Genomic DNA, 14,703 nt, shown 5'->3' on the forward strand with positions numbered 1-14,703 from the left:
CCGACTACTTCACGAAGTCGCGCACGCCCTCGAAAACCGTCGACGAGGACAGCAGCGCGATATGGCCGAGGCACGCCGTCTGGGTGTTGGTGGCACCGCTGAGAATCGTGCTCTGATCGGGGTTGATGATCTCATCGCACGGCGACCACCAGGTGCCGTAGTTCACCCGGCCGGGGGTTTCGTCGGTGCTGTTGAGTTCGGCGAGGAAGGCTGAGCCGGGCCGCATCTCCGCGCAGGAGGCGTCGAAGCATCCGTTGGCGACGTCGGTGCCGTGATTGGGGCCGGCGATGGAGACCCAGTCGTCGACGAAATTCAGGCCGTCCAGCTTCTTCAGGTACCAGCGACTGTTGAGGCCGCCCATCGAGTGGGAGATGATGTCGATCTTGGCGGCGCCGGTTTTCGCGCGCAGCGCATCGGCCTGCGCTTTCACCTGTAGTGCGATGTCCTTGTTCGACTGTGTGGTGTCGTAGCTGAATCGTGCCATCTCTTCTGCGGAGTACCCCGCGTCCAGGAATCTGCTCCACATGTAATCCCAGTCCGCCGCCGATCCGTGCCAGCCGTGGACGAAAAGGATAGGATCCCGCGCCGGCGCCGCAGCCGCCTGTGGCGTGGCGATGCCGAGTGCGGCCGTAGCCGTCGTGACCAGGGTGATTGCGGCCATGCCTAGGCGGCGCGTGATCGATGTGATGCGCATGATTTGACTCCGATCTGCTCGCTGCACTGCGAGCAGACAGAAGGTAGCGCCTCGAGGCTAATCCGGGGCATTGTGCGATTTGGTTGTTTCAACTCGCCGCCGAGTCCTTGGATCTCTCACGACATTCCGCGCAGAAGGTCCTGGGCGAAGCTACGCCGCGCCGACGAGCTGACAGCAGAGGGCAGGTCGGGAGAGGAGTCCTCGGGAGAGGAGTCCAGAGCCTCGAACCCGTGCCCGTTGAAGTCGCGGGCCGCCTACCGTGCATACGATTCCGGATACTCGCGTCAGCTCGGCAAGGAATCCGACCGGCTGATGCTTGTGCCGACGCCATCACCACTGCCCGCTGAATCCGGACCAGCCGCTTGCCGCGCAGCGGGATATGGGCCAGCTTGCGGCTGCCACCCCGGACCGTGGGTACCGCATCAAATTCCGGACGCGGCACCAGGGACGGCGCACCGCGCCAAGACCCACCTTCGAGCTAGACCTCGATGCGGCGAGTCCTGGGTCGCGCTTCCCACGAGCTGGTCGATGCCGACGAACGGATACGAGGTATCAGGCTTGTGCCGCACGCCGGGCCAAGAAGTCTCGAACCTCTGGAACCCGGGAATGACCGCGAACCTTATTCGCGATGGCATCGATGCGTTGATGCAGGCGGGTGGACGCGAGTCCGGCGATGGTGTCGTAGTTTTCGGCGAGCAGTGAGCATGCTCGTGCGACGTCACCGGACGTGGTGAAGTTCTCCGCGAGATGGACCTGCCACGCGGCGCGCTCCCTGGGCCATGCCGATGAACTTTCGATCGCGGCTTGCAGGTTGGATGCCGCCTGCGAGTGCTCGCCGAGCCGCATCTGCGCCCAGCCGATGCCACCGACGAATTCGCCTTCCGGCAGGTAAACCCAATCCGGGTCGTGCCCACGAGTCGATTCGAATGCACGGTGCGCCCGGCTGATCGCCGCCGTCATCGCGGACTTGTCACCGCGTACCCCGTGAGCTTCGGCCTCCCTGATCGCCATCAACGCACGCAGTTTCGGACCACCGTCGCGGAGTGATGCCCGGGCTCCGGCCTGTGCGTATTGCACGGCCAAAGGGTTCCCCTTCGCGTCGTCTCCGGGACGACTCGCCATCAGACAGCTGGCATTCCCCAGCGCATGCGCCGCAGCGATCCCGTCACCGGCCGCATTGGCGGCGTTCGCCGCGTCCGCGTAATACCGCCGAGCATCGTCGAGCCGCCCGGCGTCGTAGTGCACCCAACCGGCGGCGGTCATCATCTCGGCGGCGGCGCTGGTGAGCGCCCGACCAACCGCCTCGGTGTAACTCCCCTGGTCGAGAAGCTGCTCGACATAGCGGACCTGATTGGCCGCCACCCGGCACAAACGGTCGCCGCCGACCACGAGATCCAGTTCGTGGATCTGATTCACGCTGTCGATGATCGCTTCGACATCGCTCGCGCCGACTTTCCCTGCGGACGCCGACGCGGCGTTCACGGGGGCGGAAACCGACGTCATGGCGGCCCCCGCGCTTACTGATGCCCCTGCTTTGAAGAAGTTGCGACGGTCCACATCTGCCTCCCGGTCCGACTCCACTACCAGTATGGCAAGCGGAACGTCCAGTGCACGGGCTACGAGCCGCAAGACGCGAACGTCGTGTGAGGCCGGGCCGCCGCGCTCCAGACCCGAGACGGCGGGCTGCGAGAAGTTGATGAGCGCGCCCAATTCCGTCTGCGTCATGCCGACGGATTTCCTGATGCGCCGAATCACTTCGCCCGTGGTCATGTACATGGCCGAGCCCCCCGATCGTTGGTCGAATTTCCCCACAGCTTTACCCCGAAAGCGATTGCATCGGCAGGATATACGGCTCTTCGCATAACCGGAACGGAAACCGCGATCCGTGCTCCTACCTCGGTATTCGGGCGGCCTACGTTCGGTCGCGGGTGCCCGGTACCGGGGCGACGCCGCACTCTGCGCGGCGCACCAGCCCGCCAGAGTGGCGGGCCGGTGGCGACAGCCCCCGGTACCGGGCACCGGTCGATCCGCGAAACAGAGAGGTTTCCCGTGTCCACGCATTCCCTCGCCATGTACCAACTCATCGCCCTGTGTGACGCGGCCGCCCACCAAGCGCCGATGCGGCCGCTCAGTATCCGCCAGGCCCATGAAGTGATGCAGATCCATGTGGCCTGCCGCGCGAAATACTGCGCACGCAAGGCGGCGGCGCGACAGGTGCTGGTCGACAGCGGGCGGATGGTGCCGGACCCGAGCAGGCCGCAGTGAAGGCAGCTGCTCCCGGGCCGCCGAACCGACGCCGCCACATCCAAATCGAAACCGGTCCGCTGCGCCTGGACTACCAGGCGAGCGCCGAACAGGCCGAAAGCGTCGCACGCGCACTGGCGCAACGGTTCCCGGAAATCACGGTGACTGTCGACGACGACCTGGACGACGATCTCCCGCACCTTCCTTGCGCACAGCTGTGGGACTGATCGCTCCGCGCCGCCACCCCTTCATCCTCGAAATGCGAACGGAGACTGCAACGATGCGATCTGTCCAACTCGAACAAGGCCGACTTCACCCCGATTCGTGCTGACGGAGCGGCCATGAATACAGATCCCGCCTCCGATCCCACACTCACCCGCTGCCAGCGCTACCGGCACGTCTACGGCCTGCCGTGCTACGTACACGAGGAAACTCGGCGAATCACCCTGCGCGCGGGAGACGTAGGCGCGGTCACCGTGCCCGAACAGCTCGGCAGAATGGTCCGCTCCGAACTGGCCAGGCAATACTTGCTAGGTCCCGTCATCGCACATGGCTCCGGACGCTGGACGATCCTCGTCCGCCCCGACGACACACACCAGCTCGCCAACGACACCGACATCTTCGTCGCACTGCTGCGCGCCTCCGCGACGATCGTCCCCGATGGCGGCGAGATCCTGCTGCCCTCCCCCGCCGACGAACGAACTGGATACCGCCGGTGGGTCGTCGCACCACGCGACACGTTCCGCCCGCACATCAGCACCGTCGTCCAGTCGATCATCGTCTGCGCGGACCGAACTGCACACCACCACTATGGGTTCCAAAAACCCGACCAGCCGCGAGACCACCCCTAGCAACGCTCACCCACCTGCGCGCCCGTCGATCAGATGACGCAACGACCCGAAGCTCCTGATCCGAACGAACCGAATCCGATGGAACCGGAGACCCTGTATATGCGTCATAGACTTCAGGACGACTTTGACGGCCCGGATCGGGAGGCTTCGTGGGACGACGGACGACGGCGACAGTTGTAGCACTCGCTGGGGTGGCGCTGGTCGCTTCGGGATGCGATTCGGGCACGCACGGGACTGCCACGCCCAGCACGATCGATACCTCGGCGGCCACGGCCGCCCTGTGGGATCCGTGCACGCAAGTGTCGGATCAGGTACTTCAGAAAATCGGCGTGGGCCCGTCGACGAGAGAGTCCGGGGTGGGTGGCGTCGAAGAGCCCGGATGGAAGCACTGCAACTGGAGCAATGCCGACTTCACACTCGGCATCTGGTCGACAATTCATTCCGTAGACGACTTCAGGAGGAAGGAAGGAAATATCGACTTCACCGATATTTCCGTCGGCGACCGAAACGGCGTTCAGTACCGTCGAGCGAAGGACAAGTTCGACGAGGACTGCGACCTGGTCTTTCCCGCAAGCCATGGCGCACTGAGTATCACAATTTACAACCATGCCTCATCGAAGAATGTGATCGCGCCATGCACCAGGGCGATGAAAGCCGCTGAGACTCTGGTCCCGATATTTCCGCGCTGACCAAGGAGATCATCTATGGCTATGGAAGAGGAGGTATCGCGCTGGCGATACCTCGCTGACGAAGCGAAGGCTGGCCGCCTCTACCTGGACCGCTCGGTTGCGAAGGCATGCTGGGATGCCTGTGATCGCCAGATCCAGCTCTACAACTCTCTACGCACGAGCCTGAAGGATGTCGAGATGGTCACGGGCCTCGGCAAGTTCGACTGCTCCAACGATCTAGCGAACATGCTGGGGGCCAAAGCAATCGGCGGCGAAGGCGATGTGAACTCTGCCCTCAAAGAGCACATCGAAGTACTGACCCTGATGCGTGATACGATCCAGATTTCCGTGGACCGCATCGGCGCGACGGACGACTCCAATGCGCAAGACACGAGCAATCTGCTGAACTGACCGGGGGATAATCATGGGCCTGCCGTTCTTGGTAGCGATTGGCGCCGCGCTGTACGAGCAGTCGAAATCCGGCCCGCCGGACAGCGGTTCGCGCGATGAGAGCCCCGACGCGGCCATCGCGCGGAACCGCATCACCGAAATCATGCGCGCCGGTAGTGATTTGCAGACCCAGTCGCCGAAAGTTCCGGAGAGCGCGTTCAAGAACCCGGACGGCATGGACGATCTCTATCAACGCGTGCAGGCGATGTCGATCGATGGAGTCGTCGCGCTGCACCAGCGGTGGGAGTCCATTCGCAACCGGCTCGAGCAGGGTTTGCACGGTTTCGGCCCGGAGATCGGCAAGGCCATGGAAGGCAAATGGGAGGGGGCGGCGGCGAAGGCCGCGGCGGACGGGATCAAGGAATATGTCGACAAGTCCGGTGGACTGATCAGTTCGGTGCAGATCGTCGCCGAGAAGGTGAAGATCATCCGGTCGGGCATCGAGGTCACCCGGCCCGCCGTGCAAGAAGCACCCGCCCATACGTGGACCAGCAACGTCGCGAGTTGGGTGCCGGGCCCGACCTGGAAGCTGAACCAGCATCGCGAGGACGCCGCGCACGACGCGTCGGTGAACGTCGTCAAGAACGTCTTCTACCCTGCCGTCCGTGAAGCCGATACCGGCGTTCCACTGGTGCCCAAGCCGTACAACCCGGTGCACAATTCGAGCGATCAGCCGTACACGCCGAACAACGGCTGGCAGCCGTCGTCGTCCGGCACCGACACCGCCGACAAAGCCACCACGGCGGACCCAGCACAGCAACCGGGTACCGAGAACACGCCGGAGACCACCGTCCCGTCCAGCACGAATCCTGTTGCCGAGCAGGAAAGCACGACCGAACAGAGCGCGACCACACCCGCGAGCACGAACCCGTCGACCCAACCGGCGAGCACCAATCCCGGAACCGATCCATCGCTGACCCGCCCCGGAACACCGAGTCCCGGATCTCCCGGCACGCACACCCCGGGCACACTCAACCCGAACGCTCCCGGCCCCGGCACTCCCGCACCGGGTCGCAGCATCAACGGTGTCCCGGGCGGCGTTCCCGCCGCCGCTTCCGCGCGGCCCGGCACCGGTCGGCCGGGAACGAGCGGCATGCCGGGCATGATGGCGCCGGGCGCTCGCGGCAAGGGCGACGACGACAAGGAGCACCAGACGAAGGACTACCTGGTGAACCAGCGCAACGGTGAGGAACTCACCGGTCTCGGTGCGGAGAACAGTGTGAAGTCGGTGCCACCGGTGATCGGCGAATGAGCCGGACCGGTCTCGACGCCACGCCACCACGCGCGCGGTCCATGACAAAGGAGCCGGTTGCATGAGCCGACGGGACTGGTCGTTCACCGCGCTCGGCTTCACGGTGCTGTGGCGGGCCGTCGAGCGCGACGTGCTGCCATACCCCTTGCAGTATCGATCCACGGCGGAGACCGTCGCCGATTACGAGTCGGAGTGGAAGTCCGAAGCCGCCGGACTGCACCGTCGCCTCGACGAGTCCCTGTACAGCGCTCTGCGTGTGCTGGCCGAACCCGAGGCACGCATCGAGATGGCGGGATTCAGCGGGAAGGACAAACTGCGCGTCCACGCGGCCGTGCACTATCGGCATGCCGTGCTGCTGGTACAGGAGCCCACCGCATCGCCGGATCGCGGTGGAGCCGTGCACATGTCACTGATCGCTGCGGAGAGCGTGAGCCGTCGGGTCATCGACCACCTACCCGACGCCGCACGCGGCAGCGGCCCCGGCATCGAGATCTCCCGGCACGAACTCGACGCCGAGGAGGACGAGGAACCGTACCGCGTGGGCGCACCGGCCCCGCCCCGCGCCCGAGCCGAGCAGTTCTTCGAGCGCCCCCGCACCACCATCGCCCACGTCGCGGTCTACGCGGGCCCCGCATGGGACAATCGCCCGGCGCCCGCCCGTGGCTTCCACGTGATGGACTACCCCGACGGCCGCTACCTCGTCCGCAGCGGAACCACCATCAAGGCCGTCCCCGCCGACACCACGGAAGTACGGTCCCAACTCGACCGGGTCGTACACGCAACGGTCGCGGCCTTCCGCGAGGAAAACGATCCCAGCTACACCTGACGCCACCCTCCACACACGCAACCGGGACCAGGCGGGCCAGAGAAGTGAGCCAACGATCCAGCGCCGCAGACGCACCGGAGTTCACCAGCCCGATTCTCCGGGGAGTCCGAGCGGTTTGCCCTTGTGGCACAGGGCACCGGCGCGGACGAGCGCGCCGAGTTCGGGCGCGTCGACCTTGTGGCAGCGCGCTCAGTCGGTGGATGTCTTCTGACGCCTCAGGACCAGCGCTAGCCCGATGACGACCAGCACAATCATGAGAACCGCGGTGGCGACGTTGTCGGGCATTCCCAGGAATTCGGGGCGATAGAGGGGATGGCTGTAGACGGGATCGTCGACGAAGAAATACGAGGTGCCGGGCCAGCAACCCGCGGCGAGCACCGCGATCCAGAAGGCGCCGGCGAGGTAGGCGCCGGTTGCCATGCTGAAGCGATCGGTCACCGGGCGGCCGAGCAGGCATATCAGCGCACCTACGCCCAGGCCTATGGCGGCGAAGAAACCCATCGCCGTATGCAGCTTGGCGTGCGGCAGCCAAGCGGGATTGTTCATATGCCTGCTTGCCAGGATCACTCCGTCGAGCAGGACGGGGACAACGATCGTGGCGATGCCGACGACAACCAGCAGCACCCGACCGACGTGGGGTACCTGGGTGCGTCTCGGTGGAACCGAGCGGACCGGGGCTCGTTCGGTGGTGGTGTGATCGGACATCGGGATCCTCCGAGTTCATGACAGGATATTATCTCAATCGAGATAGTATCAAGTGAGATACATCTGGTCGAGTGATCGACCAGAGAGGTAGCCTCCCGCCATGCCTATCCGTGACGCGACACCGGACTACGCCATCGGCCCTCTCCTGCAGCGAGCGCACCGGCATGCGGCTGACGCGTTCAACTCGGCGCTCACGGCACTGGACATACAGGGCAGGCATTTCGGAGTGCTGATGACCCTGCAGCGCCTCGGCCCGATGAATCAGACACGGCTGGTAGAACATCTCGGCGCGGACAAGTCCGCTATGGTCCGAATGATCGATGATCTCGAGTCCAGAGGATTCGTCAAACGCTGCGACGACCCTGCCGACCGGCGAGCGGTCGCCGTCACACTGACCGAGTCCGGCACGAAGGCGTTCAAACAGGCGGAAACGATCGCCAAGGCCGCCGCCGACGACCTGCTCGAGGGATTCGATGCCGCTGAGCGCGCGCAATTCAAACGACTCCTGGGAAAATTCGTGAACGTTGCACCCAGTGACGTCGCACCATTGCCCGGCCGCGGACAACAATGAGCATCATCACTTCAGAATGGGCGCCCTCCTTGCAGTGCGGAGGTTGGTCACGTTCGGCCTGAAGCATCCTTCATTCCGCTCCTGAGCCGTTCCGGGCTGCACGGGCGTATTGGACATGTCTGCGGCATTTAGGGCTGCGACGGGTTCGCTTTGCGGCCACGCTTGTCCGCAGGCGGCGCGCAGAACATCCGGCCGGGACACACTGACACCAAACCTCGGGATATTCCTCAGGTTTCAAGATCGGACGCCGCAACGACGCCACTGCTCGGAGCAAGTTTGTCCAGGATGCGGGAAGGGCCACCACAGCGGCAGGCGCTTCGATGACTCGGCCGAGAATGTTGACCATTACCGCCGCGATCACTCGGGCGAAGCAAGCCGAAGACGACCCACCGGTGCGAGTCCAGCTGGGTCCGGAGCTTGCGGGGCACTCGCGCCTGGCGAGAGGTGGCGGGGTGCTGTGGTCGATAAGCGACGTACGCTGCCCCACAGACGATTTCGGTATCAACCGCAGTGCCTGTTGCGCCACGTAGTCGCCACGCGAACGGCCCATCAGCCCGACAACGGCCCATCGATGCAGGTCACACCGCTACTCCCGCCAGTGACAACAAACACAGCGCCGGGTGAACATAACCTTGCCCTATGCCTCGCTGGAGTACGCACCGACGGAAGCCGGCGGAGGTGGGTCGGCTGGCACGAGTCGGCGGGGATCCCGAATCATTCTCGGCAGCAACACTTTCCAGATCGATAACCAGATCGATCACTGCCGCCGCGAGTGGGCCCGGCGCATCGTCGAACGCGCACAACCAAGCACCGCCGCAGCCGCGAGTACATCCGGGCGCACTCGCGCCGAAGAGTGAATCCGATTCGCAGACCACGGCAATGGCTATGCCTCCGCTGTCTCAACCACGTCAGGACGACGAGCCGCACCGGCTGCATCATTCGGGCGCGGCCGCTTTCGTCGGACTCTGCGTCGGCGTGGTGCTCCTGCTGGTGTCGGGGTGTCTGCTGGTGAACCACCCGACCGGAACGTCGGCGTCATCCACGGCGCTGCGCACCAGCGCACCCAGCACTCCGGCACCTACGTCCACCGTGCGAACGACCGCGCCGGTAGCCGCTCCCCCGCCCGTCCGGACGGGCATCGGTGTCACCTTCGGAAAGGTCGTGGCCAATGACGGCACGACATTGGTGGTCAGAAACGCGTTCACCAGCAGCAGCGTCAAAGTCCGCGCCGACGCCAACACCAAGGTGAACGTCCTGGTTGCCAAACAGGCGACGGACATCCGCGTCGGCGCTATCGTCGCCGTCTACGGACGGCAGTATCCCGATCACACGATCGTCGCGGAGTTCATCACCGGCATTTCGATCGGGGCCCCGACCCGGTGAGCACGGGCGTACGCGGATCGCCGCGTCAATCACGCCCGCGCAACGCCGCTTCCACCGCCGCGTCGTCGACCGGCTCGGTCTGTTCCCACACGTCTCGCGCCAGCCGCAGCTTTCCGCACATGCTGGCCACCAACGCCGCCGCGTCGGCCCCGCCCCGCCCGATTGCTTTGCGGTAGCGGACCGCATCGACGACGACCGATTTGACCCGCTCGTGTGCGAGGTAGGTCCGCAGGTCGCGACGCCACTGCCCGATCGCGGCCTCGGGCTCGGCGGCGACCCACGCTGCGAGGAACGCCTCCTGCTCTTCCGGCAGGTAGCCCATCTTGTGCAGATGCGTGGCCACGTCGTAGACCGGATCGCCGTACAGCGCGAATTCCCAATCCAGGAATACGACCCGATCGTTTCGCACGATCATGTTCTTCCGGTGCACGTCGGCATGCAGCATTCGAAAAGGCCTGGCCTCGAGCGTGTCCCACGCCGCGAGGATGTGCTCGAGCGGCTGATCGGGCACACCCAAGCGGCGGTACAGCTCGCCGAACTCCGCACTGCTGTCACGGTGCACGCGGGCGGTGACGGCGGACAATCGGCGCGCGAACCCAGCGGGTTCGTCACCCCAGTCCGGCTCGACCGGCGGCAGTAGATCTCGGGGGATGCGCCGAAGTTCCCCGAACAGCGCCGCCACATCAGCCGGTACATGAGCCGGAACTCGGACCCCGCGCGGCGCGATGCGATCCAGCAGGTCGCCGTCGATGTAGTCGTGGATCTGATAGGCGGGGTGAACCGATTCCCAGCGCAGTCTCGGCGCCGCGGCGACGAAGGGCTCGATCGCGATCAGCACCGCAGGTTCGGGCCATTGCCGCAGGTCCATCACATCGGCGCCGGCTACCGGAATCCGCACGTTCACCGCACCGGCGACGCCGTCGACGCGGACGTTGTGGTTGTAGTACCCCGCGGCCGACTGCGATCGGGACAGCGCTTCGACGTACATCGCCTCGGCGTCGACACCGATCACCCGGGCGATCACGCGTGCGGCGTCGCGGTCCAATCCCGATCCGGGCGTCGGCGGCTGAATGCGCGACCGCGCGGCCGCCGCGGCTTCGGAGATGTCGGGTTCGGTCCAGCCGTACAGCGCCAGGACCGCTCGCGCGACGAGGACCAGCCCCGGATAGACGTTCGCCCCCTGGAATTCCGCGATGGCCCAGCGGGCACTGCGGACGGCATCGTCGCGCCTCCCGCGGCGCGCGAAGACCCCCGCGCGGAACAGTTCGGCCCTGGCTCGACCGGAGCGGTACCCGGCCTGCTCGAGAATCTCGCACGCTTCGGCGAGCGCGTGCTCGGCGGCATCCAGCTCCCCGAGCGACAACCGCGCCAGACCCAGTGCGGTGTAGGCCTTTCCGAGTTCGTGCAACGCGCCGAGTTCACGCTGTCGCACGATCGCCGCTCCGGCGGCCTCGATCGCCCGGGCCGGGTCCGTGAGCGCCAAGAGTTCCGCCAGGTTCGTCGCGACATTCGCCTGTCCGACAACGCTGCCCGCGGCTCGATAATGGGTGTCGGCCTCCGTCAGATACCGGGCGGCGCGTTCGGTGTCGAACGCCAATCGGTAGGCGAGATGACGCAACCGGGCGATGTCGCCGAGGAACTCGTGGTCGTCCTCCGCCATCGCGACGAGTTCCTCGCACATGCTCAGCGCCTGACCGAATCGGCCCTGGCACATGTGCAAATCGGCCGCCCACTGCCCCGCGACGAGCCGGGCCCGCCCCGATCCGCGCGACCACACGTCGTGATAGATGGCCAACGCGTCGTCGGTGTCGCCGAGTATGCGGCGTGCGTTCGCCGCGGCGACTGCCAACCGCTCCGCGATCGGGCCGGTCCGGTCCAAAGCGACGTCCCGGGTGAGCCGATCGGCTTGTTTGGCGTCGCCGAGCAGCACCGCCGCTTCCGCTTCCAGGCACCGCGTGAGTTCCGACAGTTCCGCCATACCTGTCAGGTTCTCATGCGGATCGCTCAGATAGCGGTCCAGATCGCTGATCACTCCGCCGATGCCCTGGCTGCCACCCGCCGCCTCGATCCGGTCGACGTATCCCAGCAACGTCACCGCGGACAGCAGCCCGGACCGGACACCGTGATATCCCGCCTCCCGCAAGGCCGCGACCCGGCCGAGCGACCGTTCGGCGCGTGCGAACCACAGGTCGTGCAGCACCCCGTGCAGAGTGCGCCGGACGTCCGGGTCCAAACGCCACTGCAACGCGTCCACCATCAATTGGTGCAGCTGGAAGCGCTCACCCTCGTCGTTCTCGTCCGCCGCGTACACGAACGAGTACGCGACCAGGGACTTCCACGCGGCGATGTGGTGCGGTAGCTCGAACTGCCGGGCGACCGCGGTGAAGATCTCCCGATCGAAGGTGCGCGGCAGGCCCAGCAGTTCCAGCATGCGAACTTCGTCGGGGCGCACGTGCTGGAGGAAACGCTCGAGAATCGTTTCCGGAGACACCAATTCGGCGGGCGTCACCCAACCCGCGCGGGTACGGGCATCGATGGCCAGATGCAGATAGAACGGGACACCCGCGCTCGAAGCGGCGATCGCCGCGCGCTCGTCGGGATCCTCGATGCCGGAGGAGTCGAGCAATTCGAAGCGGGCGTCCATCGGCAGGTCGTCGACGGGCACGGCCCGGATGCGGGCCGACCACTCCGAGTCGTGCCGCTCCCAGCCCAGCGGCTCGCGGCTGGCGATCACCACCAACCCGGTGTCCAGCTGCGCGACCACATCGCGTAGCCAGGCATCGGACGCCGCCGCGCGGCCTTCACGATCGGCGCCGCCTATCAGCGCTTCGTAGGCGTCCAGGAAGACCACATACGGTTTCCCCTCCGTCCCGCTCTTCAGATCCTCCGCGAACAGGTAGGAGACGGCTTCTTCCAGGCCCGCGAGACTCAACCGGTCGAGTTCCCCGAGGACCGGATCGTGGCGGATCCGGTGGGTGCGGATCACCTTGCGAGCGCCGAGTTCGAGCAACCGGGTCGCGGTGCCGAAGACCGGGATGCCGGTGGCGTCGTTGAGGATCTCGGTCAGGATCTCGCTGTGCTCGGCGAGCGCGAGCGCGTCCGAGGTCAGGCGCAGATGCGGGTGCATGCGCTGCCACAACACCGCGCGGGCGATGTCGAAGCGGTGGAACTTGATCTTCTGCGCGCCGAACTGCATGCGCAGCACGGCGAGTCCGTCCGCGGCCTGGCGATGACTCGGAACCTGCAGGTCGAGCACCGCCGCCGGATGTTTCTTGCCGACCCGCGCCCGCAGTTCGGTGACCAGCCGGGACTTGCCGATCCCGCCGACACCGCCGAGCAGCATGACGCGGGGATGCCCGGCGGCCTCGGCGAGCAGTTCGTCGAACCGTGTCAGCACCGGCGCGCGGTCGACGAACGGACGGCTGGTCGATCCCGGCTGGAACCGCGCGGTCAACACCATGGCGTACCCCCTCCTCACGAGCCCGGCACGATTGTGCCAGAGCCGGCCGCCGGCGATCTCGCACGCGCCGTCGAATGTCGGTGCCTCTTGCTAACTTTCGTCTCGTTCTGATCTGACGAAAACAGGCGAGGCGCTATGACTATCGGGGGAACCACCTATCTCGAACTGTCCGAGGACAGTGGTACCGCGCACAAGTTCTACGAGGTGATCGTCGCGGGTACGCAAGTGAGCGTCCGCTTCGGTCGCATCGGGGAACAAGGGCAGACGAAGGTGAGTTCGTTCGCCTCCGAGGAGAAGGCGCAGGCGGCCGCGTCGAAGAAGATCGGCGAGAAGGTGCGCAAGGGCTACGCGCCCGCCGTGCTGGGCGCGCGGGCCAGGCGTCCGGTGACCAGGCGCGCGATCAGCAGCGGCCGCTCCACGGCGAAGGCAGCGCCCGTGCTGTGGAGTTTCGACTCCGGCGCCGCCGCCTTCGGCATCTTCGTCGACGAGCGCCGCTGCTGGGTCGGCAACGAGAGCGGCGACGTGTTCACATTGACTCCCGACGGTGTGGTCACCGGCCGGTACCGCCTGCCGGATTCGGTCAAGTGCATCGTGGCCGACGACTTCTGGATCTACGCCGGCTGCGACGACGGGCGCGTCTACGACCTCTCGGGCAAGGTGCCTCGGGCGGCCTACGACATCGCGGCCGATGTCGACATCTACTGGCTCGACATCCACGACGGTATCCTCGGCGTCTCCGACCGCCAAGGCGGGATCACCGTGATCGACTACGAGGAGGAGTCGCTGTGGACGCGGCGCAGCACCGGCGATTCGGGCTGGATGGTGCGCATCGACGCGAACGGCGTCTACCACGGGCATTCCGCCGGCGTCACCAAGTACGACCTGGACAGCGGAAGCACCCTGTGGCAAATGGGCACCGGCGGCGGCGTCCTGTTCGGCTGGCAGGAATCCGACGCCGTCTACGCGGGCACCGCCCGTAACCAGGTCCGCATGGTGGCCAAGAGCGGCCGGGCCGAGCGCGTCTATCAGTGCGACGCCGCGGTCTTCTCCTGCGCCACCTCGCCCGACGGCCGGTATGTCTTCGCAGGCGACAACTACTCCTCGGTGTACTGCTTCGACGCCGCCGGGAACCGCGTGTGGAAGCTCGCCACCGGCTGCGGCTCGGCGTATTCCATGCAGTACCACGACGAGAAGCTGTACTTGGTCACCACGACCGGCACGCTGGCCTGTCTCGATGTCGGCGAGGCCGCCATCCGCGACGCCGAGCAGGGTGTGCTGCCCGAAACGGTGTCGGTGAAGGCTCCCGAGATCTCGGCGGTGGTGCCCAGCGACACCGTCGAGATCACCTCCGAAGCGGGTAGCGGAATCGTCGTGGAGTGCGTGAGCCAGGGCAGTTCGCTGCGCGTGCGAGTCGTCTCGCCTGGATATCACCAGGGGTGGAATGTGCAGTTCCCCAAGGATATTCGTCTGGCTGGGGCTCGTTACGTGGTCGACGGCATAGCGGAGTCGGCGCGCGGCGGCTTCTACCGCGTCCGTGGGGACATCCGCCGGTTGTCCTGAGCGGCAAACGTTCCCGATGGAGGCGTTCCTCGCACGTCG

General features: G+C 66.0%; 15 protein-coding genes. 10 read left to right on the plus strand and 5 right to left on the minus strand.

The window, feature by feature from the left end; all coding sequences use genetic code 11:
• Positions 1-4: 4 nt before the first annotated feature.
• Together ACL03I_RS14540 and ACL03I_RS14545 are read right to left on the minus strand one after the other, a co-directional pair.
• Positions 5-694: an esterase/lipase family protein gene (locus ACL03I_RS14540; protein WP_412806197.1), complete on the minus strand. Its 690-nt coding sequence runs from the start codon at positions 692-694 to the stop codon at positions 5-7.
• A gap of 552 nt (positions 695-1,246) precedes the next feature.
• Positions 1,247-2,842, minus strand: coding sequence for a helix-turn-helix domain-containing protein (locus tag ACL03I_RS14545; RefSeq protein ID WP_412806294.1), 1,596 nt, complete (start codon positions 2,840-2,842; stop codon positions 1,247-1,249).
• Between ACL03I_RS14545 and ACL03I_RS14550 the strand changes: the two genes are divergently transcribed.
• The 7 genes from ACL03I_RS14550 (at position 2,744) to ACL03I_RS14580 (ending at position 6,985) form a co-directional block, all read left to right on the plus strand.
• Complete coding sequence (locus ACL03I_RS14550) at positions 2,744-2,959, plus strand: hypothetical protein (protein ID WP_355072875.1); 216 nt, start codon at positions 2,744-2,746, stop codon at positions 2,957-2,959. The two genes, ACL03I_RS14545 and ACL03I_RS14550, sit on opposite strands and share 99 nt — an antisense overlap.
• On the plus strand, positions 2,956-3,165 hold the full coding sequence (locus ACL03I_RS14555) for a hypothetical protein (RefSeq protein WP_355072873.1): 210 nt from the start codon (positions 2,956-2,958) through the stop codon (positions 3,163-3,165). The genes ACL03I_RS14550 and ACL03I_RS14555 overlap by 4 nt, the downstream gene beginning before the upstream one ends.
• 114 nt (positions 3,166-3,279) lie before the next feature.
• Positions 3,280-3,789 carry a DNA-directed RNA polymerase subunit beta gene (locus ACL03I_RS14560; RefSeq protein ID WP_412806198.1) on the plus strand — a complete coding sequence of 170 codons (510 nt, stop codon included), beginning with the start codon at positions 3,280-3,282 and terminating at the stop codon, positions 3,787-3,789.
• Between the two features lie 191 nt (positions 3,790-3,980).
• Positions 3,981-4,478 carry a DUF3558 domain-containing protein gene (locus ACL03I_RS14565; RefSeq protein ID WP_412806199.1) on the plus strand — a complete coding sequence of 166 codons (498 nt, stop codon included), beginning with the start codon at positions 3,981-3,983 and terminating at the stop codon, positions 4,476-4,478.
• 15 nt (positions 4,479-4,493) lie between these two features.
• Complete coding sequence (locus ACL03I_RS14570) at positions 4,494-4,868, plus strand: hypothetical protein (protein WP_412806200.1); 375 nt, start codon at positions 4,494-4,496, stop codon at positions 4,866-4,868.
• Between the two features lie 13 nt (positions 4,869-4,881).
• Complete coding sequence (locus tag ACL03I_RS14575; protein ID WP_412806201.1) at positions 4,882-6,159, plus strand: hypothetical protein; 1,278 nt, start codon at positions 4,882-4,884, stop codon at positions 6,157-6,159.
• A gap of 61 nt (positions 6,160-6,220) precedes the next feature.
• Positions 6,221-6,985, plus strand: coding sequence for an ESX secretion-associated protein EspG (locus ACL03I_RS14580; protein ID WP_412806202.1), 765 nt, complete (start codon positions 6,221-6,223; stop codon positions 6,983-6,985).
• A 189-nt stretch (positions 6,986-7,174) separates the two neighbouring features.
• Here ACL03I_RS14580 and ACL03I_RS14585 read toward each other — a convergent pair whose 3' ends face one another.
• Positions 7,175-7,609, minus strand: a complete 435-nt coding sequence (locus ACL03I_RS14585) for a hypothetical protein (protein ID WP_397072887.1) — start codon at positions 7,607-7,609, stop codon at positions 7,175-7,177.
• Positions 7,610-7,790: 181 nt separating this feature from the next.
• Here ACL03I_RS14585 and ACL03I_RS14590 point away from each other — a divergent pair, with 181 nt between their 5' ends.
• Positions 7,791-8,261 carry a MarR family winged helix-turn-helix transcriptional regulator gene (locus ACL03I_RS14590; RefSeq protein ID WP_355072861.1) on the plus strand — a complete coding sequence of 157 codons (471 nt, stop codon included), beginning with the start codon at positions 7,791-7,793 and terminating at the stop codon, positions 8,259-8,261.
• Positions 8,262-9,196: 935 nt separating this feature from the next.
• Here the strand turns inward: ACL03I_RS14590 and ACL03I_RS14595 are convergent.
• Complete coding sequence (locus ACL03I_RS14595; RefSeq protein ID WP_355072859.1) at positions 9,197-9,400, minus strand: hypothetical protein; 204 nt, start codon at positions 9,398-9,400, stop codon at positions 9,197-9,199.
• 22 nt (positions 9,401-9,422) lie between these two features.
• On the opposite strand from ACL03I_RS14595, the gene ACL03I_RS14600 reads away from it, so the two are divergent.
• Positions 9,423-9,644: a hypothetical protein gene (locus ACL03I_RS14600; protein ID WP_355072857.1), complete on the plus strand. Its 222-nt coding sequence runs from the start codon at positions 9,423-9,425 to the stop codon at positions 9,642-9,644.
• A 25-nt stretch (positions 9,645-9,669) separates the two neighbouring features.
• Here the strand turns inward: ACL03I_RS14600 and ACL03I_RS14605 are convergent, their stop codons facing one another.
• On the minus strand, positions 9,670-13,104 hold the full coding sequence (locus tag ACL03I_RS14605; protein ID WP_412806203.1) for a phosphotransferase: 3,435 nt from the start codon (positions 13,102-13,104) through the stop codon (positions 9,670-9,672).
• A 135-nt stretch (positions 13,105-13,239) separates the two neighbouring features.
• On the opposite strand from ACL03I_RS14605, the gene ACL03I_RS14610 reads away from it, so the two are divergent.
• Positions 13,240-14,664 (plus strand): WGR domain-containing protein, encoded by a 1,425-nt coding sequence (locus ACL03I_RS14610; protein ID WP_355072853.1) that lies wholly within the window; start codon positions 13,240-13,242, stop codon positions 14,662-14,664.
• The last annotated feature ends 39 nt before the right edge of the window (positions 14,665-14,703 follow it).

The organism is Nocardia sichangensis, assembly GCF_047200615.1.
Classification (GTDB): domain Bacteria; phylum Actinomycetota; class Actinomycetes; order Mycobacteriales; family Mycobacteriaceae; genus Nocardia; species Nocardia sichangensis.